This is a genomic window from Proteus sp. CA142267 (assembly GCF_003336825.1).
Taxonomy (GTDB): domain Bacteria; phylum Pseudomonadota; class Gammaproteobacteria; order Enterobacterales; family Enterobacteriaceae; genus Proteus; species Proteus terrae.
The window spans coordinates 910,734-933,096 of sequence record NZ_QPMG01000001.1 but is presented as its reverse complement, the minus strand read 5'-3'; the positions used below and the strand labels follow the sequence as shown (position 1 = coordinate 933,096).

The window sequence follows — 22,363 nt, the reverse complement described above, 5'->3', positions numbered from 1 at the left end:
CTTTTTAAATTCCACTTCTTCGCTGATAATCAAGCCACTTAAATTCTATTACTCCCTTTTTTCTTTGTTTGTAGATTAACGGCTCGTTATTTCTTAACCATGAATAAAGGTGATCCATAAGGGGTGGATATGGCGACTATCAAAGATGTAGCAAAAGAAGCCGGTGTTTCTGTTGCGACTGTGTCTAGAGTCATTAATAACTCGCCGAAAGCAAGCCGAGCATCTATAGAAACCGTTAATGCAGCGATGCAAAAATTAGGTTATCGACCTAATGCGGCAGCAAGGGCTTTGGTTAGCCAAAGTACGCAAACCTTGGGGGTTTTAGTGCATGATGTTTCCGATCCCTTTTTTGGCACACTAGTAAAAGCGGTTGATAACGTTGCAAGACAATCAGGAAAACACATCTTGGTCTGTAATGGTTATCATGATGCTCAAGATGAACGCCAATCTATCGAGCTATTGATTAATAGTCGTTGTGATGGTCTGGTGATCCACTCAAAAGCACTCTCTGATGAAGAATTGCTAGCTTATGCTCATGAAGTTAAAAGCATGGTGTTGATTAACCGCTTTATTCCTGAAATTGCTGAACGTTGTGTTGCTTTAGATAATTATAAAGGGGCATGGATGGCAACCGAGCATCTGATCCGTCAAGGTCATACCAAAATTGCTTATATTTCATCTACTCATCATATTGAAGATACAACCCAGCGTCTTGCAGGTTATAAAGCTGCATTAGAAGCCAATAACATCAAGTTACCTGAAAGCTATATCGAGTATGGTGAGCCAGAAGGTGAAGGGGGTGAAAAGGCAATGATGCATCTGTTAACCAAATCAATCGATTTTACAGCCGTAGTGACTTACAACGATTTTATGGCAGCAGGGGCTCTATCTGTTCTTGATGAAAATGAAATTCCTGTTCCTGAAAAAATTTCCGTTATTGGCTTTGATGACGTATTAATTGCACGCTATATTCACCCTCGTTTAACCACGGTGCGTTATCCTGTACAAATGATGGCAGAACAAGCCGCAACACTGGCTATCAGGCTTTCTAAAGGTGAAATACTCGAACAAAAACAACGTATTTTCTCACCAACATTAGTTCAGCGTAATTCTGTTTTTAATCTTAGCCACCTCTCTTAATCTTAATTACCTCATTTATTATTCAACCTAGTCGATCCTCTTAATGGGCTTAATAAAATTAAGAGGTTATTCTTACTTAATTTGTGTAATCGTTCTCATTTTTTGAGGCTTTTTAACGATTATTTAGATCTCTGAAATTTATTAAATAAAATCGTTATCGTGTTTTAGGCGTAAACTTGGCTTTACTCATCATGGTAATCGTTTGTTTTCCTACTTTATGATCCATTTACGTAACATAATCGATAAAATTGTGAACAGAGTAACGGAAAAAGACTGTGAAAACGTTTACATTAAAATCCTATTCTCTCTATGGGTCTGAAAGGAAAATATTATGCATACAGAAGGTGTTGGGTTAAGCACAATAGACTATGCAATTTTTGCCCTCTATGTCGTGATTATTATTAGTCTAGGATTATGGGTTTCTCGTTCTAAGGATGGTGAAAAAAAAGGAACAAAGGATTATTTTCTTGCGGGTAAAACCCTTCCTTGGTGGGCAATTGGTTCTTCGCTTATTGCAGCTAATATTTCAGCAGAACAATTCATTGGTATGTCTGGTTCTGGTTTCTCCATTGGTCTTGCTATCGCATCTTATGAATGGATGGCAGCACTGACATTAATTATTGTTGCTAAATACTTTTTACCTGTTTTTATCGAAAAAGGTATTTATACCATTCCTGAATTTGTTGAGAATCGTTTTAAAAGTCGTAACTTAAAAACCATTCTTGCGGTGTTCTGGTTAGCATTATTTATCTTTGTTAACTTAACATCGGTACTTTATTTAGGTTCATTGGCATTAGAAACCATCCTTGGTGTACCAATGATGTATGCCATTATTGGTTTAGCATTATTTGCGGTTATCTATTCACTTTATGGCGGACTCTCTGCTGTTGCGTGGACAGACGTGGTGCAAGTGTTCTTCCTTATCCTTGGTGGTCTATTTACCACAGTATTAGCCGTCAGCTATATCGGCGGAGATGGTGGGATCATGGAAGGTTTGAGTAAAATGACACAAGCCGCGCCAGATCACTTTAAAATGATCTTAGAGAAAGATAACCCGCAATTTATGAACTTACCGGGTATCGCTGTACTGATTGGTGGTTTATGGGTTGCTAATCTCTATTATTGGGGCTTTAACCAATACATTATCCAACGTGCTTTAGCCGCCAAATCTATCAATGAAGCACAAAAAGGGCTCGTGTTTGCTGCATTCTTAAAACTGATTGTGCCTGTTCTGGTCGTTGTGCCGGGTATTGCTGCATTCGTTATTACCACTAACCCTGAATTAATGGCAGGTTTAGGGACAATGGCACAAGAGCATATTCCAACGTTATCACAAGCTGATAAAGCCTATCCTTGGTTAACTCAGTTCTTGCCAGTAGGTGCAAAAGGTGTTGTTTTTGCTGCACTTGCCGCTGCAATCGTTTCATCTTTGGCATCTATGCTAAACTCTATCGCGACTATTTTCACGATGGATATCTATAAAGAATATATTGGACCAAAAGCTTCTGAAACACGGTTAGTGAATGTGGGCCGTATTAGTGCCGTAGTTGCTTTAATTATTGCTTGCTTTATTGCGCCATTATTAGGTGGCATCGATCAGGCATTCCAATATATTCAGGAATATACAGGTTTGGTGAGCCCAGGAATTTTAGCGGTATTCCTATTAGGTTTGTTCTGGAAAAAAACGAATGCAAAAGGTGCAATCATTGGTGTGGTTTTATCTATACCGTTTGCGTTGTTCCTAAAATTAATGCCATTGGGTATGCCATTCCTTGATCAAATGATGTACACCTTTATGTTTACTACGGTTGTAATTGGTTTAGTCAGTTTAACTTCGACTAAAGCGGATGACAGCGTAGGGGCGATTGCATTAACAGATAAAACCTTTAAAACACAAAGCGGATTCAATATTGCTTCCTATGCCATTATGATCATCTTATGTGTGCTTTACGCGGTATTCTGGTAATAACAAAATTGTGATTGGTTAATTTTCTAAATCTAAAAATACTCTACAAAACGATAAAAAGCAGATGGTTATGCCATCTGCTTTTTTTGTGTCCGAGATTTGCTATTTCTGTACTTAATCTGAATGGCTCTCATTTGCTTTGATACAGGTTAAAAAAAAACACTAAATATGAAAAGAAAATCATTCTCATTATTATTTTATTAAGATAATATTAATCACTCTCATTATTATAAATGTTATTAATTCAGGGGATCTTTATGAACTTTAAAATGGGCGTATTAACAGCCTGTATTTTATCTGCCTCTTACCCGCTGTATGCACAAGAAAACAAAGAAGAAAAACTTGTTGTATCGGCATCAGGGTTTGCTCAACAAATTACAGATGCACCAGCAAGTATCACCGTGATCAGCAAAGAACAACTGGCGAAGAAACCGGTTCATGATTTAGCGGATGCTGTAAAAGGTGTTGAAGGCGTTAGCATTAATGGTAATGCCAATAAACAAGAAATCACGATGCGTGGTTTACCAGGCGAATACACTCTTATTCTTGTTGATGGCCGTCGCCAAAATAGCCGTGAGTCACGTCCGAACGGGAGTGGGGGTTATGAAGGCGGTTTTATTCCACCAGCAGATGCGATTGAACGTATAGAAGTTATTCGTGGACCAATGTCATCTCTGTATGGTTCAGATGCAATGGGCGGTGTTATCAATATCATCACGAAACCAGTAACAAAAGAGTGGCATGGCTCTGTTGCACTTGGCGGTACACTACAACACAACCGTGATGCAGGTGACTCTATTAATGGTGATTTTTATCTTTCAGGGCCTTTAATTGAAGATAAATTAGGCTTACAGCTTTACGGTAGTAGTTACTTACGTGCAGAAGATAAAATCACTTATGGTCAAGGTCGTAATGACAATAAAAACATTACGGCGAAATTGGCATTCACACCAACTGATAATCAAACCATTTTATTAGAAGCGGGTCGTAATACGTTACAGCGTACAACGACTCCGGGTAAATCTATGAGTGAATTTACCAATCGTGGTGGGCGCCTTGATAAAAATAAAATGCTAGAAACTAATAATGACCGTAATCATTGGGCATTAACTTATAAAAATCAATTTGATATTCTGCATTCTGAATTAAGTGTCTACCAAGAACAGACTAAGCGTATTCAAAAAACAGAAGCGGTTGATAAGGCAACTGGGAATAGCTATAAATATTACGAAGCACGTCGCCCTGAAATTACCAATACTGTTTTTGATGCGAAATTTACCGCATTCCTACCTGATAACGTGATGACTTTTGGCGGTCAATATCAATATTCACGTTTAAAAGATGAATCATCTACAGGTTCTGGTATTAAACAATCCACTATTACCGCAGATCAAAAAGCGTTATTCCTTGAAGATGAATATAGCGTAACAGACAACCTTGCGTTAACTGGCGGTGTGCGTCTTGATGATCACGAATATTACGGTAATCACTGGAGCCCAAGGGCGTATGCTGTTTATCATTTAACGGATGAATTCACTTTAAAAGGGGGTGTGGCGAAAGCCTTTAAAGCTCCAAGTTTACGTGAAATTAGCCCTGAATACGGTACTTCAACTGAAAAAGGCCGTGCAATTATGTACGGTAATCGTGATTTAAAACCTGAAACATCAGTTAGCCAAGAAATTGGTATTGGTTATGATAATGGAGATGGCATTACTGCGAGTGTGACTTTCTTTAATACTGATTTTAAAGATAAATTAACGAACTATGACACTGGCGAAATAGATCCAATTACAGGTTTAAAACTGTATCAATTCGATAATGTGGGTAAAGCCAATATTAAAGGGATTGAAACGGCGGTTGGTTTTCCAATTACGGAAAGCTGGCATGTCAATGCTAACTACACTTATATTGATTCAGAACGTAAAAGTGATGATGAAAAGTTAGCTTCTGGTGAATCCTTAAAAGGCTATCCATTAGATTTAACACCAAAACACAGCGCTAATGCGCGAGTTGATTGGCAGTTTGATGAGGCAACCAGTTTTTATGCCAATACCGCTTATACCGGAAAACAAATCTGGGCAGCGCAACGTAATGGTTACACAGGAGCGCGTTATCGTAGTGGGTACACAACCTTTGATTTAGGAATGACCTACAACTTTAATAAAAATACCATGTTTAACTTTGCGGTATTAAATATTACAGATGAAACAGGCCCTGCTGTAAACGATAAAGGCGGTAACTGGGTTGTCGATGAAGGTCGTCGTTATTGGGCGAACATTAAATATAGCTTCTAATCGAGCCTAAATTAGCATAAACCCCGTATTAAATATGGGGTTTATTTTTTTATGCCTCTCTATTATTTTCATCTTAATGGTTCATTTTTTTAATTACCGACAGAGTATCTGATTTATGCGAATACTAATGTTATGTGGAATGATTATGTTATCTACGGTTGCTCAAGCTAGGCCTAACCAAGAGGTTCCTGAAATTGAGTCTCAGGCTCACTCTTATTATCAAATTACAAATAAAGAAGTGGTATATGAAGGAAAACAATATCGCCTCTTTCTTGCTATTCCTAAAAACACAACTAAAACAGCGTTAATTTATAGTGTCGATGGAAATGCGCAGTTTCCGTTGATGATAAACGAAGCCATAAAGCAGAAAAATAAACCACTGCCTGCCATTATCAGTGTGGGATATGTAGGTGATACAGCTTACTTTATTACAGAAAGAACGCATGACTATACACCAAGCGTAAAAGGTGAAGCATTTAGCCGAGGCGGAAATGCAGAGAATTTTTATCAATTTTTTTTAACGCAAGTCAGGCCTTATGCGTTAGAGCAGCTTGCCAAAGAACAAGTCTCTATTACTCAGCAATCTCTGTTTGGTCACTCTTTTGGCGGTGTATTTACCCTCTATGTTTTATTCAATCATCCAGAAACATTTCAACGTTATATCGCAGCAAGTCCATCATTATGGTGGGGAAATGGCGAATGGATAAAAAAAGAGCAATGGCAAACTATTCCTGATGATATCTCTATTGCAATAACTCTGGGTGAAAAAGAAGAAAATCCAGATTTAAGTCGATTAAGTGAAGAGCAACAGAAAAATTATCAAGAGCGTAGTAGTTGGTTAACGCAACGTCAGCTATGCCAATATCTATCAGAAGCAGGAAAACAGTGTGAGTTTTATCTGTTTGAAGGTAAAAGTCATGGGGGTTCAATTCCTGATGCGATTAATATTGCTTTAGAAAAAAGCGTAGAATAAACAAAAGCATCTCTTTATTTTTAGCTATCCTATCAAGTAACGATAGGATAGTAATAAATATTTATTATTTTGATTTTATTTGATACGAATTTGTTCGTAATTTTCTTAATAAAAAATACTTATCTTTTAATAAAAATAAATATCAGATTAGAGCTATTTCTTTTTGGTAGAAAAAGACGATAATCATGATTGATATAAATAAAATTGTTTTTTGGTATTAGATTTTATAATTTTATTTATCATCATTTAAACGCTATATTCGCGTCTCCTGAACTTAGGGACGCCATCCACTGTTTTCACCTTTGTTTCTTTTATCTTTCCTAGATAAAAGAACAGCCTCTATCAGGCATCGAGAAAACAGCGCATCATCAACCGTTTTGATTGTGGAGACGAGGGTAGTGAAACAGAACACTACTTTGGTACGCAAAGGCGACAGTACATTAGTACCTGTGGCTGGGTTAACGGTATTTGCTATCGCGTCAGGCTATTTAATGAGTTTAATTCCACTGTCTATGAGCAGTTTTGGAATGGATACGCTCTATGCCAGTTGGTTAGCAAGTATTTATTTTATTGGATTATTAATAGGTTCAGTCATGATAGAGCCTATTATTGCAAGAATAGGGCATCGTCTTTCTTTCGTTGTATTTTTATTATTGCTGGCAGTGACTGTCGGTGTATTGCCTTTAATGCCTTATTTATCAATATGGATGGTTTTCCGTTTTATTGGTGGTATGGCGGTTGCAGGTATATTTGTTGTTGTCGAATCATGGCTATTAATTGGCGATAATCCTAAAGAGCGAGCTAAACGCTTAGGTTTTTATATGACCTCGCTTTACGGTGGCACAACATTAGGACAATTGGCGATTGGTGCAATTGGTACACAGGGCGCTATCCCATTTATGGCGATATTAGTTTTGCTATTAATCGCCGTATTACCGCCTCTGCTTTTTAAGCAAGGGCAACCACAAGGGCATGATCATAAAAGTTTGTCACTTAAGCAGATGAGCCGATTAAATAAAGCAGCTTTAGTAGGCTGTATGGTGTCTGGCGTTGTGATGGGCAGTATTTATGGCATGATGCCATTGGCTTTAAATCAAGGGCAATTTACAACAGACCAAATAGGTGTGTTGATGGCAGCGATTATTTTAGGCGGTATGGTGGTTCAGCCTATTATTAGCAAATTGTCTGTGATGATAAGCAAAACATTGTTATTAGCGATGATGTGTTTAGTGGGTGTGTTTGCTATGGGACTGACATATCTTTCTAGCGATTATATGGTGCTTATTATTGCACTGGCGCTATTGGGAATGTCTTCTTTTGCACTTTATCCTATCGCTATTACATTAGCGTGTGATCATGTGAATGCGAGCTATATTGTCGCTATTACACAAGTAATGCTATTAAGTTATAGCATTGGTTCTGCAATCGGGCCTTTAGGAGCTGGTATGTTTATGGCGCAAGCCAATAACGGCATTATGAATTTCTTCTTTGTGGTGCTATTAGTGACGGCAATTTACATGCTCTTTGCAAGTTTACGTCGTAAAAGCCATATTGTGTTGAACTAAACCGTTTTTTCTTACTTGTTCTCTTTCTTACTCTCTTTCTCTTATTTATCAGCCGAGCTTACCGTAAAGGTGGCTCGGTTTTTTTATATCTACTCTAAAAACGAATTAAGACTTCCCTTATATTTTTATGCTGTGCTTTATCAGTATAAACAGATAATGTCGTTCCTTTCGTAAATAATGGATTTAACTTTTTCATGGAGAACACACAGTGAATATAATGAAAATTAGCGTTTTACTCTTACTCACTATGCCTTTTTCAAATGCTCAAGCAATAACCTCAGAACAAAATAAAAAGCTGGTGGAGTATGCTGCTGATTTACCAAGAGCCGTATTTTACGACTCAGATTATCGTAAAATAGATTACCCAATGGGAGATGTACCAGCCTATAAAGGGGTATGTAGTGATGTGATCATTCGTAGCTATCGTGGCATTGATATCGATTTACAAAAATTATTACATGAAGATATTAAAGCAAATTTTTCAGCTTACCCAAGTAAACGGATGTGGGGATTAAATAAACCTGATACAAATATAGATCACCGTAGAGTTCCTAATTTAGAAGTCTTTTTTACACGAAAAGGAAAAGTAAAACCGATTACAAAAAATGCAGAAAATTATGTACCAGGCGATATTGTTAGCTGGCGTTTAGATAATGGACGGCCTCATATTGGGATTGTAGTAAATAAGAAAAGCGGGGATAACCAACGCTATCTAGTTATGCATAATATCGGGTTTGGTCAAGTCGCTGAAGACGTTTTATTTTCATGGAAAATAACGGGTCATTTTACCTACTAAATAGGTGAATGAGGAAAAATTGAAGCGTTTAGTCTTTTGTAGAAAATAAAATAGAAGTAACAGCAGTAAAATAAATCTGAAATTTAAACAATAAGTAAAATAATGCCCATACCGATTTTATCTAAAGTATGGGCATTATTTCTGGGGGAGAATATTTTCATCAGAAATATTCATAATTATTCCTCTAAGCCACCGAGTAACATACTAACGACAGCAGTAGAACAGATAAAAGAAAGGAAAAGGATAAAAAAAGAGCTACTGATCATAATGCCCTCCAAATTTATTGTTATTTTTAAATAAAAAACCTCACTAAATACACGTTATTAATTCATTACCTTATATACTAGGTCATTTAAAAATAAAGTCAAACTAACGTATTATTTAATAATGATTTTTTGTTTTTTAATTTTATTTTTATAAAAATAAATATATTGGATGGTATTAAATGATCAGGAGGGGCTTAACCCCTCTGATGTCTTACGCTGTGTGAGGCAAGATGGTGTGAGTTAATGGAGGTAAACCATAAGCTGCTCTTGCACGATCACAAGCTTCATTAGGAATGCCATTTACCCAAGATTGTTGAAACTCACGACAAGGAGAAGGGCGTTGTTCGTAGATAGAACAGCTTACACACTCTCCAATTTCACCAATCAGTTTGTCACAACGAGGTTTTTTAGAGTTGGTTCCTTTCATGCAAGAGAGAAAAGGCGTTAACGGTTCTGTTAATTCATCAGGAACCACACCTCCACCACTTACCATTTCTGCCCAATAGAACGAAACTCTAAAATAGGCGCAACAAGCACCACAATGCATACAGGGATTATCCTGCATATAAATAAAATCGTTAGAATGTTTGCTCATACCAGATACCATTTTATCTGACGTTAAAGGGATAGAACGCACGTTTTAAGGGTGCGGTAGCTTAAGAGAAGCCAAAAAAGACAGAGAAACGATGCTTCTCTTTGAGTAATCATTATGCGCCGAATGAAAAATATTTTTCAAGAGAAATATTTCTGTATATAGAATATATTTATTACAAAACAGACTATTATTTTGGAAAATCTATCTATATAGACTATATGACTTAATGGTAAGCGGTGGTGCTATTTAATCCTCTGTAAAAACCACAGTATAAATAGTATTAAAAATAATCAAAATATTAGGATTTAGATAAAGAAAAGCCTTATCAATTTTGATAAGGCGATAATAAAAGAAGCGTAGATGAGACGCTGAAAAAACGAGTTAACGATATCTACTAATAGGTTTTTCTAAAAGGGACCTTTAAAAATAAATAAGGCACCAGCACCAATTAAAAGAAAACCAATAAAATGATTTAAGGTGAAGTTTTCTCCCAAGTAAGTGACCGAAAAAATAGCGAAAATAGTTAATGTGATCACTTCTTGTATAGTTTTTAATTCTGCCGCACTGTAGTAATTATGACCAATACGATTTGCGGGTACAGCAAAACAATATTCAACAAATGCAATCAACCAGCTTAAAATAATGACAACAATAAGAGGTTTATTACCATATTTTAGATGACCATACCAAGCGAACGTCATAAAAATGTTGGAAATAATTAGAAGGATAATAGGCGTAAATTTGTAGAACATATTGGTGATACCACGGGTCGTTTTTAGGCAAAATTATTGCCAATAAGAAAGATATGAGATTACTGCAAAAAAAGTGGATTTTCTATTGTGATGATAAGAAAAAAATAGCCAAAATTAAAAGAGTAGTATTTCTTTCTCTATAAGAAAGTTTGCAATTTTATCAACAAACAACAAAGTTGAAGTAATAAATCTCTATTTTTAAAATTATTGGCTGAGTTTTAATCTATTGATATTGTATTAAATAACATTTTTCAATAAAAGATAAGCAAAATAGGTTCAAATAAAAAAGACATTAATAATTTTTTCTTATTATTACTTGATTGAAATTTAAATTTATCAAGTAATATACGATATATCCTAAAATGATGCTGTTCGCACTAATAGATGTGATATTAGTTATTTTATACATTATGTTGAATATAAATTTTATTATAAATTCCTATAAGGAGTTCGCGTGAAGATAAGTTTATTTCTGATCTCTTGTAGCTTACTTACAGTTAGTTTTTTCTCTTCGGCACAAGGCAAATACGATCCTTTAGCAAAATGTTATGAAGTGACAGCAAACGAGCCGAGAACAGCGGTGCAGGTTTGTTTACTGGATGAATTAAAACTGACAGAGCAGCAAATGAATGTTATTTATGACAAAAGTAAAAGTGATCTCGAAGATATTGACTCTGTTGCAGCAAAAAGTGCCATTGATGCATTAGCAAGTTCTCAGCAGCATTTTATTCAATTTAGAAGTGCTGAATGTCAACGACAATCCGCATTATTAATGGGGGGATCAGGGGCTGGAGATGTTTTGTTAGCATGCGAAATAAAATTAAATCAATGGAGAGCAAAAGTTTTATTGAATAATTAATTGGCGAATAATAGAGAAAAACCCAAAAGCGATTAACTTATCTTTTGGGTTTGATTTAGGAGTCAATGATTGACTCTGACTGTTCGTTATTTTGTTATCGTTTTAACGTTATTTTATTTTAAATTAGCAATCTTCAATAATAAGATAAGCCGCATGAACAGGGCCATGAACCCCCCATACTTTAATCAATTCAATGTCTGCCGTAGAACTTGCACCACCAATTAAATTGATACAAGACGGCATTCTCACGCCTTCTTGCGCCATCTTATGTAAACGCTCAGCAATTTGTGCTACACGGGGCAAAATATCGCTTTTACGTAGGATAACAATTGAGGTTTCAGGTAATAAACTAACGGCACGCCCTTTTTCTGGGGACGAAAATAAAACAATCCCACCAGACTCCGTTAAACCCGCTTCAGCATAAACAATCCCGATTTGCGAGCGTTCAGCATGAACGATATTTGCACGTCCAAGCTCAGGCGCCCAAATATAGGTTTCGTATTTGTCGCTAATTGCTTTTGTTACCCCAAGTGCATCTAAACGCTCATCACCACTTATTACCACCGAGCCTTTACAATCATAACTTTCACAGAGTTCAATTAGGCTATTAATAACTTCATCTGGTTTGGTAACAACACATTTCACCATTTGAGTCTGTGCAAAGTCAGTAAACTCTTTACATAGTTCATCTTGAGTTAAATTAGTTAAGCGAGTTTTCGCTAAATCATTAATTGGTGTAGGTTGTGGCTGTGGCTTATGCGCAATAGGACGCCCTAATTTTTCAGCAATAGTTTGCAGAAATTCATTACGGTTTTGTTCGTTTAACATATTATTTTTTTCCTTCTGCTTTATGGCGTTTAAACCAACTACGGAAGCTATAACCATCTGGTTTAGGAAGATCACGCGATTCCATCCAATCATTAAGAACACTGATTTTGATTGGTGTAGAGCCGTTTTTGATCATTAATCCCGCCATTTTCGCACCGACATTCATACCCACTTTCCAAAGAGTTGGGTGTGAGTTGAGGTAGTTAAACATACCAGTGACTCGACGCTCTGCTTTCGGTGTTAAACCGGTTTCAGCCATCACTCGACGATGTTTTAAAATCAACTGAGCTAAAGGAATTTTGACTGGGCAAACCACATTACAAGCGTTACATAATGAGCATGCATAAGGGAGATCATGGAAATCTTTATAACCCCCTAATAGTGGTGAAATTACCGCACCAATTGGGCCCGGATAAATTGAGCCATAAGCATGGCCACCAATATTTCGATAAGCAGGACATGTATTTAGGCAAGCACCACAGCGGATGCAACGTAAAATATCTTTAAATTGTGAGCCTAAAATTTCAGAACGACCATTATCCACAATTACTAAATGGAACTCTTCAGGGCCATCAACATTGCCTGCTTCACGAGGCCCTGTTACCCAAGTGTTATAACTAGTTAAACGAGAGCCAACGGCGCTACGACATAACATGGTTATCAGTGGATCGACTTCTTCAAAAGTAGGAGCCACACGTTCCATACCCATAACTGCTATGTGGGTTTTAGGTAATGTCGTAGTCATCCTTGCATTACCTTCATTGGTGACTAAACAGACAGTACCTGTTTCAGCCACAGCAAAGTTACAGCCTGTGACACCAATATCAGCAGAAAGGAAATCTTGTCTTATACGTTGTCTAATGAAAAGTGTCATATCTTCAGGCGTTTCACTGCCTTCATAATTGAGTTTTTCATTTAACACTTTACGAATTTGATAACGGTCTTTGTGGATCGCTGGGACTACAATGTGAGATGGTGGATCGTTATCTAATTGAAGAATATATTCGCCGAGGTCAGTTTCGATGATCTCAATGCCTTCATTTTGTAAGGCTTTATTCATCCCAATTTCTTCGGTGACCATGGATTTAGATTTTACAATCTTCTTCGCGTTTTTCTTCTTGGCAACTTCACAAATATAACGAGAGGCATCTTCTGCTGTTTTGGCAAAATAAACATGGCCTCCATTTTCAGTCACTTTTTCAGATAATTGATAGAGATAAGCATCTAAATTTTCAAGAACATGGTTACGGATTTGTTCAGCGCGATCACGCCATTCTTCCCAATTACCCAGCTCCTTCACCATGATTTGACGGTTAGCCCCAATACGTTCTTGCGCCATAACAACCGCATTACGCATGATTGTGTCTTTCATTTCATGTTCTAGACGAGGTCTGAAATCTATATCACTGGTTTTGATAGACATAAGCAGGCTCCCTTATTGGCTCATTAAAACTTGTGCAATATGCAACACTTTTACAGGACGTTTTTCACGACTTAAACGACCTTGAATGTTGATTAAGCAGCTTGTGTCAGCACCAATGACATAATCAGGGCTCACATCCATAATATGTTTTACTTTTTCAGTCACCATTTCACCCGAAATTTCAGACATCTTCACGGAGAAGGTACCCCCAAAGCCACAGCAGGTTTCTGAATTTGCAAAAGGCAACATTTCAAGACCTTCAACATGTTTTAACAGCGTTAAAGGCTCACTTACGACACCTAGCTTTCTGGTTAAACTGCATGATGGGTGATAAACCGCTTTACCCGGAAGGCGAGCGCCAACATCAACAACGCCAAGGGTGTTAACAATAAAACTGGTTAAATCAATAAGGCGATCAGCAACACCTTGTGCTCGTAATGCCCATTGTGGTTCATCAGCAAGATAAGTTGGATAACCTTTAATGGCATAAGTACAAGAGCCAGCGGGTGAAATAATGGGATAGTCGTTCACTTCCAATGTTTCAATTAACGATTTCATGGCAGGTTTCGCGTTATTTACATAACCGCTATTAAGCGCTGGCTGACCACAGCAACCTTGGCGTTCTTGAAATAAGACTTCACAGCCTAATTTTTCAAGTAACAAGACTGTGTCTCGGGCTGAATCGGCTTTCAGAACATCACCAAGACAGGTCGCATAAAAATTAACTTTCATTAATCGAACTCCAAAACATCGCTCAGATGTTGTCATTTTTACTAAAGATAAAATTCTTTTTTTATTGCTTCGTTATAAGAGGGAAAGGGAATGGAATCGGCTCATTCCCTTTTCCTTATTAATTAGTTCATTAGGTGGTAAATAATGCCAATTTTTGCGCCAAGAATAATTATATAAGCAATACAATATTTTAAGGTTTCACGCATAATGGCACTGCTTTGACCATCCATTTTTGTCGCGGAAACAGCAATGGCGATACTTTGCGGTGAAATCATTTTACCGCCTGTTGCACCTGAGGTATTAGCGGCTGCCAAGATGAATGGATCAATATTAAGTTTAGCTGCCGCGCTGGTTTGTAACTTGCCAAACAGCACGTTAGAGTTGGTGTCACTACCTGTTACAAAGGTTCCTAATGCACCGATCACAGGAGCAATAAAGATAAAGCCTGCACCCGTGAAATCGACTAAGGTTTCAGCAATACTGCCAATCATGCCACTGAAATCCATAACAGTTGCCATCGCTACGATTGCCGTGATGGCAATAATAGAATTTTTCAGTTGGATAGTGGTTTTAACCAGAACAGAGATAAGTGTTGAAATACTTGCACCTTGAATGGTACCACCCACAAAGCTTGCGAGAATAATCAATACACCCGGAGTACTTAACCAAGCAATAGTTTGATATTCCGTTTGTGTTTCACTTAATACAAATGGGATCTTTGTGGAAATTGCGCCCGCCATGCTTTGGATCGCAGGAAATAAAGGTGAGCACGCTAAGATAAAGATAAAGGTAAACAGATAAATAGAACTTGCTACTAACAACTCTTTCCCAGTGTGCTTTTTGACATTTTTTTGTTTGTCACCACTGTTTTTCATGCGTTTAGCAAGGAAAATAACTACAATTAAGCTGACTAAGCTACCTGCAAACGCTGGTAATTCAGCACCTAAATTAGCAGCAACGATATATTGAGGGATTAGTGTACTAATACCACACATTAAGGTAATAAATCCGACACCTTTAATTGCTTTAATTCCGCCACCCGCAATGGCAACAATAACGAAAGGTAACAAGATATTGAATAATCCCAACTGAATAATAATGGTTTTACTCAGTACTAATACATCAAGCCCTGTATTTTGCGCCAAAATAGAAACTGGAATACCGACTGCACCAAACGCAGTAGGAACAGTATTGGCAACTAAAGAGGCTACGGCGGCTTTAAAAGGATCAAACCCGAGTGCAATTAAAATACCGATAGGAATGGCAACCGCAGTACCATAACCCGCAACCGCTTCAAGAAAGCCACCAAAACACCATGAGATAAGCAGAACCTGTACTCGCTTATCATCACTAATGCCAGCCAGTACATCTTTAAGTACATCCATGCCGCCTGTTTTTAGCATTAAGTTATAACTATAAATAGCAGCAAGAATAACAATGATTATCGGCCACAATCCTTTAACTGCACCATAAAGGACAGAGACAGAAGCAAATTGAATGGTGTTGTTCCAATGGAAAATAGCAAGTGCAACAGTTATCACTAAAGATACAAGCACAGCATGGTGAACGGCTGATTTCATTTTTAAGATCATAAAAATCAAAACCGCTAAAGGCACAATGCCTAGTAAGAATGATAAGTAGTCTGACATGATTATTTTTATCCTTAAGTTTGCAATTTTTATCGTTTATAACTGCGTTAGCAAACCTATAAGTTGCTCATTATATAATTGTGTAGGGTACTAGGTTTTATTAAAGCTCTACTTTGCTGAAACGATAAATCATAAATAAAAAAAGATAGTTACTAACCTAAACAATGAAAGATATCATCACTTAGGAAATTGTCAGGTTAGATTAGTTGGCTATTGTAGGGAATATTTATTGAGATGTAATAGAATAAAATCAATTGTGTGACAAATATAAAAAAATTCCTTTTTTCTCATTATTTGCTTGTTAATTGTCGTATTTTTTGATGTTCATCAATGTAATTGGATTGCTAATGTTGTTACTAAATTGGTTTTAGATGAAAAAAAGAGCGATATTGATAGTTTTAGCTATGTAATAAAAAGATGAACTTAAGTCTAAAATGCCATTTTTGATGATAAAAAAGGCTATCAACACCTAGAATATATATAAATTAAATTAATGATTTTTTTTAATGGTTATTTAATTAACAAATAGACTAAAAGTTTTTTATTTTAATATTTAATTATTCTAAATTTAATCTTTTAAATTATTTTAACTTTTTATTATTTTACTATTATAGCATTTTTTTTTATTTTTTATGTTTTATTCTATTTTATCTTTAATACTTATTATTCTATTTTATTTTTCGTTTTTATATTTAAAATTAATTTATTTTTTTATTTTTTCTTACATATTTTTTTGAACGGAAAAATATAATTTTCTTTTTTTGTTCTAATGCGTAAATATTTTTACATATTGTTAAATTATAATTAATTATTATTATTTTCTTTTTGTTATTCTTTAATTTAATAATTTTAATTATACAAAATTAATATTTTTATATTAAATGTTTAAATAAATAACAATATGATTTTATCATCAATGATTGACTTCTTTTACCTCTATAGTCGTGCAATCTCTAGGTTTTTCGTTAATATTAATTGTAATATAAATCAGTCAGATAGTGAAAATATGATGAGTGATATAAATAGTAAATGAGAATAGTTCTTTCTAATTTTATGCGACTAAAGGTATAGGTAAAGTGATCTTGATCGTATCGATAAAAATGAAAAATTTATTTTTGTTCTTTTTTATACTTCAGAAAGTGTGAAATAAATTATTTCTAATAATAGAAAAATATTTATTTGAGGATATTTGTCACCTTTTTTAAAGTGTTTAAGTTGATTGTTATAGAACAAAGATACGTTATGAAATATTTTTTAAGTTATGGTCTCATTTTTTCGATGAAATATTAATTTCATTTTGATAATTGTCATACAAATATAGAGGGAAAAAAAGTGATTAAAAAGTGAATGGGTAGATCGTTATTTTTGTTTTAACTACGTAATAATCTCTAGCGAGATGTTTTCTTTAGTGTGTGAGTGTATTGCTATCTCTTTTTAGCGTTATAAGCTTGCCTCTCAATAAGTGGCATTATCCCAAGATTATTATGGGAACATTAATAGTGAAAAGATTATTTTCATCATTAAATAGCCCTGTTTTGATAACGGAAATCAGCGATTATGTTAGCGATGTTTTAGGATTTAACATTTGACGCTATCCATTACCTCTGAAATAAGTTGGCAAATACAAACTGTTTGTCTGATATTGGTAAAATTGTTTACATTTTATTACCGACGTTGTTACAGATAAAAAAAAGAACCAAAGTGTGAGCTAGGTTCCTTTTTTTAGTGTGCACGAATAGGAGATAAAGACTAAGCCAAGCTTTTTTGTGGCTCTCTTTTGACTTTTAATTGAGAAAAAACCAGTAATAAACCAATAATTCCAACTAAGGCTGCGCTTAAAGGAACAATGTTATAACTGTACTTTAAAGCAACTCCACCAATCACAGCTCCAATAGCATTGCCTAAATTAAAAACTCCAATATTCACTGATGAGACTAAACCCGGTGCATTGTTTGATATTCCTGAAGGGCTATCATCAAATAGTGGTGAAACATTAAGACGTTTATGCATTGATGGTGAAGGTATTGCTTTTTTATCTGATTTTATACTGACTGACAATCTTCAACAGGGAAGGTTGGTCGAATTATTTCGTGAGGAATTACACCCAGTATCTTTGGCATTTAGCAAAATCTGCCATAAACCCTCGCCCAATACGGGCAGGGATATAAGTGCAGTCTATTATAGTGATAGAGTGGTAAGTCAACGTATTCGAGTATTTATTGATAGTTTTGCGGATTATCTATCTGGCACTTTAAAATTGTAGTTAGGCTAATACTTGCAATTTGTCTGATTGTATTACCGTCACATCGTTAGCCAGCAGGCCTTATTTTTAAGGCCACTCTTTTATCTTACCGAGTGGCCTTGATACATAAGTGAATTAAAGAGTGAACTAGGCGCGACTGATCTGGAAGTAATTCACTAATTTATTCAGATTAAGAGCTTGTTCATTAAGTGAACTTGCAGCGGCCACGGATTCTTCTACTAATCCCGCATTCTGTTGAGTTGTTGAATCAAGCTGACTTATAGCATTATTGATTTGCGATATACCATCGCTTTGCTCATTACTTGCTTGCCCAATTTCTCGTAATAATGCGCTTATCTCTTCAACATCAGTGATCATTTTTTGGATTTGTGAGCCAGCTTGCTCAGCTAATTCCATGCCTTCTTGTGTTTGAATTGATGAATTATCGATAAGAGTGCGTATATCATTAGCGGAGTCTGCACTTTTTTGTGCCAGTAATCTGACTTCACCAGCAACAACTGCGAAACCTTTACCGTGTTCTCCTGCTCTAGCAGCTTCAACCGCAGCATTTAGTGCAAGAATATTCGTTTGAAATGCAATGGCATCAATTAAGTTAATAATAGCTGTCATTTGAGATGACGAGCTATTAATTGTCCTCATTTTTTCTGTCAGCTGGAGCATCATTTCGCCATTATGGTGCACAGCGATTTCAGTTTTTTCAGCGACATTAATCGCATCATGTGTATGATCTGCGGTGTTTTTAACAGTTGAGGTCATTTGCTCCATTGAGCTTGCCGTTTCTTCTACTGATGTTGCTTGTTCTTCTGTTCTTGCCGCTAAGTTTTGGCTACCTGCGGTAATTTGTTCTGCTGCTGATGAAATATTTTCAGCGCCGTTTTGTACATTTTGCACAACATCTAATAGGTGCATTTTCATTTCTGAGAGGGCTTGTAATAATATCCCTGCTTCATCATGATAATCCGTATTTACTTCCTGCGTTAAATCGCCATTTGCAATGGCTTTTGCGAAGTTGATTGCCTTCTCTAATGGAAGAGTAATGCCTTTAGTAATAAACCAGCCTAAAATACTGCCCACAACAATACTAACAAGAGTTAATAATACTAAAAATATTCTTTTTTCAATAAAATCACGTTCAACTGCGTTGCCTGCTTCTTCCATCTTTTGATTTTGTAATTCGATAAATTCTAATATTTTATCGCGATACTTTAACTGAATAGCGGAAGTTTTCGTGATCAGTTCATTGACTGCGGCGTGTCTGTTATTTTCATTAAATGCCTTCACCACAAAGTTTTGAGAGGTTATATATTGCTGACGAATAGCATAAACCTCAGCTAAGATTTTTTTTGACTCAGCATCGTGTGTGGTTTCGTCTAATTCTTTCAGTAATTGTGCAACTTTAGCGGTGATCTCTGCTTTTTTGCTCTCTTGCTCAGCGGCTAGACTTCCTTGCTCATCAAGCATAGTGAGTTGCTGGAATATAATAAACTCATTGAAATTATTAATCAGTAAATTGGCTTTGACTGTGGCTGGATAGATATCATCCACGACATCATGAATATCTTGATTCGCACTGTTTAAACCCATTAATGCGAAACCGGAACCCAACATAATTAACATCACAAAAGTTGTAAATGCGATAGTTAACTTTGTACGAATTTTAAAGTTTTTAAAGAACATGCTTAACCCTGGATAAATAATAATTAATAAGTATTGGTAACTTATTGAAGAACAAACAGTATCGGTAAGCAGTGACAGAACTTTAGTCATTAAACCAAATAAAGGGAGATAAAAAGGCTTGCATTGATTTTTAACACACTATTTTTATTGTGAAAAAGAGATCTCCTCCCTTTTTTTATCTAAATGTGCTTAGTACTTAAGTTTCATTCAACTTTATAAAACTAGACAAAAAGTAATGAAAAATTAAAGAGATCCTTTATTTTTCGTTAACAATTGTTTGATCGATTTTAATATTTGTTAATTAATCTTGAGGTGCTTAGAAGGTAGAGTAAAGGTAAAGAGACTATAAGAATGGCTAAATGCACGCTATCTAAGACTTGCTCACCTCTGAAATACTTTTGGTTGTGATAGACTGGGTGACTTAAAACAGGTGAGTTTATGGTTACTGTTAGATATGTTTTAACATTCCATATTTTTTATACTTAATCGACTTAAAGGTAACGCTGTATGCGCAGTGTATTTATATTTTTGAGCATATTTATTTTAGGATTTAGTCATATGGCGTATTCCGATCAAACCCTTGTCTTTATAAGACATGGCGAAAAACCTGATAATGATAGTGGGCAGTTGACCTGTAAAGGATTAAATAGGGCATTGGCGCTACCCGATGTGCTTATAAATCAATTTGGCAAACCTGATGCATTATTTGCAGCTGCACCTAAGCAAAGTAAATTAGGTAATTCATTACGTTCACTTCAAACGATTTCACCTCTCGCCATTAAAACCTCATTGCCTATCCATCTTCAATATCATGCTAAAGAGATAAAAGAATTACGCGAAGATCTGCTCAGTCAGCAATATGAAAATTCAGTTATTTTTATTGCATGGGAGCACGATAATTTAGTCAAAGTTGCACGAGATATCATGAAACAAGAGGGTGGAGATCCTAAATTAATCCCTAAATGGAAAAGCAGTGATTTTGATAGTATCTATATATTAAAGATTATCCGAGAGGGTGATAAGAAAAGCGTCATATTTGAACAAAGACCGCAAGGGTTAGATAGCGTATCGGAAGTTTGCCCTAATTAATGAGCATCTTATCTAATACTAAAAAAACAAGATATTTAAATAGAGTTAGACCAGATAGAGTTAGAGCATTCTATTTTACACACAGACTTAATGCTATTTGAAGCAATGCGAGAAATATATGCAAAATGAAGTTATACGCTCAGTAGAACACGAGATCAAAGTACACCTTGTAAACTCATTTACTCGAAATAATAAAGGTGGCAATCCTGCTGGCGTAGTACTTAATCCCCCTCAATTAAGTGATGAACAGAAAATGGCTATCGCTAAAGAAGTCGGCTTTTCTGAAACGGCCTTTGTTTATCAAGGTGAAGATACTGATTTTAAGGTTGATTTTTTTACTCCTGAAGGAGAAGTTGATTTCTGTGGTCATGCTACATTAGCTGTCTTTTTCACTTTATCTTCACTCAATTTATTGGCTTCTGGTCATTACACACAAAAAACGAAAGCAAGTATTTTAAGCGTATCAATTGATACTGAAAATGTCGTTATGGAGCAAACACTACCCGTTTCACGACAAGCTCCAAGTGTTGACGATGTGGCTGCTGCGCTGGGAATAAATCGTGAAGTTATCTTAGAAACCGGCTTGCCCATTGAGATATTTTCAACGGGATTGCCTGATATTTTGATCCCCGTGCAATTTGGGCAATTAGATACGCTAAAGCCTAATTTTGATGCAATAGCAAATCTAAGTCGTAAATTTAATACTATCGGTTTTCATGTTTTCGAGCTTAGCCAAGATAAAGAAATTACTGCTCATTGTCGCAACTTTGCGCCTTTATATGGCATCAATGAAGAGTCCGCAACAGGGAGTTCTAGTGGCGCTTTAGGCTGTTATCTTGTTAAGCATGTTTTCCCTCATAAAACACATTTTCTATTAGAGCAAGGGCGTGCAATGCAATGCTCCTCTCTTATTCACGTTATTATTGATTCAACGGAAAATACGATTAGTCGAGTAAGAGTGGGCGGAAAAGCGACAACGATAGGCTTGAAGATTATTACCCTTTAAATTACTCGCAGTATTTTATATCAAGTTATTCTTAATAGGCTCTAGTATGAAATCTAGGGCCTTTGTGTTTTTAAGTATTTATATAAAAACAACGTATTTATTGCTTCTTGAATTTTTATTATTGTTCGCTCTGTGATTTTGCACGATATCCTTTTACTCAGAACTTATTCCTATTTCCTCAGCTAATATTTTGAATACTTACTGAATCATATTTACAGCTTTAATATGTGGCTATCAAAAATAATACAATTATTATTGTAATCAACTGGTTATAAAAAGGTATAATCATTTTTTTAGGTCTATGAATGGTAAATATACCTTAATAAACAATTAGCCAATAGTATTAATACTTAATCATATTTAGTTTTTAATAGTAAGTGATAATTTCTTTATATTATTTAAGCTTAAATGAGATTAAGTAATCTGTTTTTAGAGGAATGAAATAGGTTAAAATTAGTAATTATCAACATAATGATTATACTTATAGGTA

The 22,363-nt window shown here is 35.7% G+C and carries 17 protein-coding genes; 9 read left to right on the top strand and 8 right to left on the bottom strand.

Annotated elements, in window-relative coordinates:
• The first annotated feature begins 129 nt into the window (after positions 1 to 129).
• From C0T34_RS04370 to C0T34_RS04345, 6 genes are all read left to right on the top strand, one after another.
• On the top strand, positions 130 to 1,140 hold the full coding sequence (locus C0T34_RS04370; protein ID WP_098942249.1) for a substrate-binding domain-containing protein: 1,011 nt from the start codon (positions 130 to 132) through the stop codon (positions 1,138 to 1,140).
• A gap of 331 nt (positions 1,141 to 1,471) precedes the next feature.
• The gene (locus tag C0T34_RS04365; RefSeq protein WP_109849745.1) at positions 1,472 to 3,106 is read left to right on the top strand and encodes a sodium/sugar symporter; all 1,635 of its coding nucleotides are present in this window, start codon (positions 1,472 to 1,474) and stop codon (positions 3,104 to 3,106) included.
• Positions 3,107 to 3,363: 257 nt separating this feature from the next.
• Positions 3,364 to 5,400, top strand: a complete 2,037-nt coding sequence (locus tag C0T34_RS04360) for an IreA family TonB-dependent siderophore receptor (protein WP_098942251.1) — start codon at positions 3,364 to 3,366, stop codon at positions 5,398 to 5,400.
• A gap of 115 nt (positions 5,401 to 5,515) precedes the next feature.
• A complete protein-coding gene (locus C0T34_RS04355; RefSeq protein ID WP_226892276.1) occupies positions 5,516 to 6,373 on the top strand; it encodes an alpha/beta hydrolase-fold protein in 858 nt (285 codons plus the stop codon).
• Between the two features lie 398 nt (positions 6,374 to 6,771).
• On the top strand, positions 6,772 to 7,938 hold the full coding sequence (locus tag C0T34_RS04350) for an MFS transporter (protein WP_098942253.1): 1,167 nt from the start codon (positions 6,772 to 6,774) through the stop codon (positions 7,936 to 7,938).
• A 217-nt stretch (positions 7,939 to 8,155) separates the two neighbouring features.
• Positions 8,156 to 8,734 (top strand): DUF1287 domain-containing protein, encoded by a 579-nt coding sequence (locus C0T34_RS04345; protein ID WP_109849744.1) that lies wholly within the window; start codon positions 8,156 to 8,158, stop codon positions 8,732 to 8,734.
• A 477-nt stretch (positions 8,735 to 9,211) separates the two neighbouring features.
• On the opposite strand, the gene C0T34_RS04335 is transcribed toward C0T34_RS04345, so the two are convergent.
• Both C0T34_RS04335 and C0T34_RS04330 read right to left on the bottom strand, forming a co-directional pair.
• On the bottom strand, positions 9,212 to 9,595 hold the full coding sequence (locus C0T34_RS04335; RefSeq protein ID WP_098942256.1) for a YkgJ family cysteine cluster protein: 384 nt from the start codon (positions 9,593 to 9,595) through the stop codon (positions 9,212 to 9,214).
• A gap of 407 nt (positions 9,596 to 10,002) precedes the next feature.
• Complete coding sequence (locus C0T34_RS04330; protein WP_098942257.1) at positions 10,003 to 10,347, bottom strand: DMT family protein; 345 nt, start codon at positions 10,345 to 10,347, stop codon at positions 10,003 to 10,005.
• 454 nt (positions 10,348 to 10,801) lie between these two features.
• Between C0T34_RS04330 and C0T34_RS04325 the strand changes: the two genes are divergently transcribed.
• Positions 10,802 to 11,206: a lysozyme inhibitor LprI family protein gene (locus tag C0T34_RS04325; RefSeq protein ID WP_098942258.1), complete on the top strand. Its 405-nt coding sequence runs from the start codon at positions 10,802 to 10,804 to the stop codon at positions 11,204 to 11,206.
• A 123-nt stretch (positions 11,207 to 11,329) separates the two neighbouring features.
• On the opposite strand, the gene C0T34_RS04320 is transcribed toward C0T34_RS04325, so the two are convergent.
• From C0T34_RS04320 to C0T34_RS04290, 6 genes are all read right to left on the bottom strand, one after another.
• On the bottom strand, positions 11,330 to 12,034 hold the full coding sequence (locus tag C0T34_RS04320) for a lactate utilization protein C (protein ID WP_098942259.1): 705 nt from the start codon (positions 12,032 to 12,034) through the stop codon (positions 11,330 to 11,332).
• Between the two features lies 1 nt (position 12,035).
• Positions 12,036 to 13,457: a LutB/LldF family L-lactate oxidation iron-sulfur protein gene (locus C0T34_RS04315; protein WP_098942260.1), complete on the bottom strand. Its 1,422-nt coding sequence runs from the start codon at positions 13,455 to 13,457 to the stop codon at positions 12,036 to 12,038.
• 12 nt (positions 13,458 to 13,469) lie between these two features.
• Entirely contained in the window at positions 13,470 to 14,189 is a 720-nt protein-coding gene (locus tag C0T34_RS04310; protein WP_099659343.1) for a (Fe-S)-binding protein, read from the bottom strand.
• Positions 14,190 to 14,311: 122 nt separating this feature from the next.
• A complete protein-coding gene (locus C0T34_RS04305; protein ID WP_075670936.1) occupies positions 14,312 to 15,838 on the bottom strand; it encodes an L-lactate permease in 1,527 nt (508 codons plus the stop codon).
• Between the two features lie 1,749 nt (positions 15,839 to 17,587).
• Positions 17,588 to 17,896, bottom strand: coding sequence for an MFS transporter (locus tag C0T34_RS18105; RefSeq protein ID WP_162556798.1), 309 nt, complete (start codon positions 17,894 to 17,896; stop codon positions 17,588 to 17,590).
• A gap of 331 nt (positions 17,897 to 18,227) precedes the next feature.
• Positions 18,228 to 19,778 (bottom strand): methyl-accepting chemotaxis protein, encoded by a 1,551-nt coding sequence (locus tag C0T34_RS04290; RefSeq protein WP_098942263.1) that lies wholly within the window; start codon positions 19,776 to 19,778, stop codon positions 18,228 to 18,230.
• A gap of 507 nt (positions 19,779 to 20,285) precedes the next feature.
• Between C0T34_RS04290 and C0T34_RS04285 the strand changes: the two genes are divergently transcribed.
• Positions 20,286 to 20,867, top strand: a complete 582-nt coding sequence (locus tag C0T34_RS04285; protein ID WP_109849743.1) for a histidine phosphatase family protein — start codon at positions 20,286 to 20,288, stop codon at positions 20,865 to 20,867.
• A 118-nt stretch (positions 20,868 to 20,985) separates the two neighbouring features.
• On the top strand, positions 20,986 to 21,873 hold the full coding sequence (locus C0T34_RS04280) for a PhzF family phenazine biosynthesis protein (RefSeq protein ID WP_109849742.1): 888 nt from the start codon (positions 20,986 to 20,988) through the stop codon (positions 21,871 to 21,873).
• The last annotated feature ends 490 nt before the right edge of the window (positions 21,874 to 22,363 follow it).

Coding starts and splice junctions, on each gene's coding strand:
- C0T34_RS04370 (WP_098942249.1), top strand. CDS start 130: ATGGCGACTATCAAAGATGTAGCAAAAGAAGCCGGTGTTTCTGTTGCG.
- C0T34_RS04365 (WP_109849745.1), top strand. CDS start 1,472: ATGCATACAGAAGGTGTTGGGTTAAGCACAATAGACTATGCAATTTTT.
- C0T34_RS04360 (WP_098942251.1), top strand. CDS start 3,364: ATGAACTTTAAAATGGGCGTATTAACAGCCTGTATTTTATCTGCCTCT.
- C0T34_RS04355 (WP_226892276.1), top strand. CDS start 5,516: ATGCGAATACTAATGTTATGTGGAATGATTATGTTATCTACGGTTGCT.
- C0T34_RS04345 (WP_109849744.1), top strand. CDS start 8,156: ATGAAAATTAGCGTTTTACTCTTACTCACTATGCCTTTTTCAAATGCT.
- C0T34_RS04335 (WP_098942256.1), bottom strand. CDS start 9,595: ATGAGCAAACATTCTAACGATTTTATTTATATGCAGGATAATCCCTGT.
- C0T34_RS04330 (WP_098942257.1), bottom strand. CDS start 10,347: ATGTTCTACAAATTTACGCCTATTATCCTTCTAATTATTTCCAACATT.
- C0T34_RS04320 (WP_098942259.1), bottom strand. CDS start 12,034: ATGTTAAACGAACAAAACCGTAATGAATTTCTGCAAACTATTGCTGAA.
- C0T34_RS04315 (WP_098942260.1), bottom strand. CDS start 13,457: ATGTCTATCAAAACCAGTGATATAGATTTCAGACCTCGTCTAGAACAT.
- C0T34_RS04310 (WP_099659343.1), bottom strand. CDS start 14,189: ATGAAAGTTAATTTTTATGCGACCTGTCTTGGTGATGTTCTGAAAGCC.
- C0T34_RS04305 (WP_075670936.1), bottom strand. CDS start 15,838: ATGTCAGACTACTTATCATTCTTACTAGGCATTGTGCCTTTAGCGGTT.
- C0T34_RS04290 (WP_098942263.1), bottom strand. CDS start 19,778: ATGTTCTTTAAAAACTTTAAAATTCGTACAAAGTTAACTATCGCATTT.
- C0T34_RS04285 (WP_109849743.1), top strand. CDS start 20,286: ATGCGCAGTGTATTTATATTTTTGAGCATATTTATTTTAGGATTTAGT.
- C0T34_RS04280 (WP_109849742.1), top strand. CDS start 20,986: ATGCAAAATGAAGTTATACGCTCAGTAGAACACGAGATCAAAGTACAC.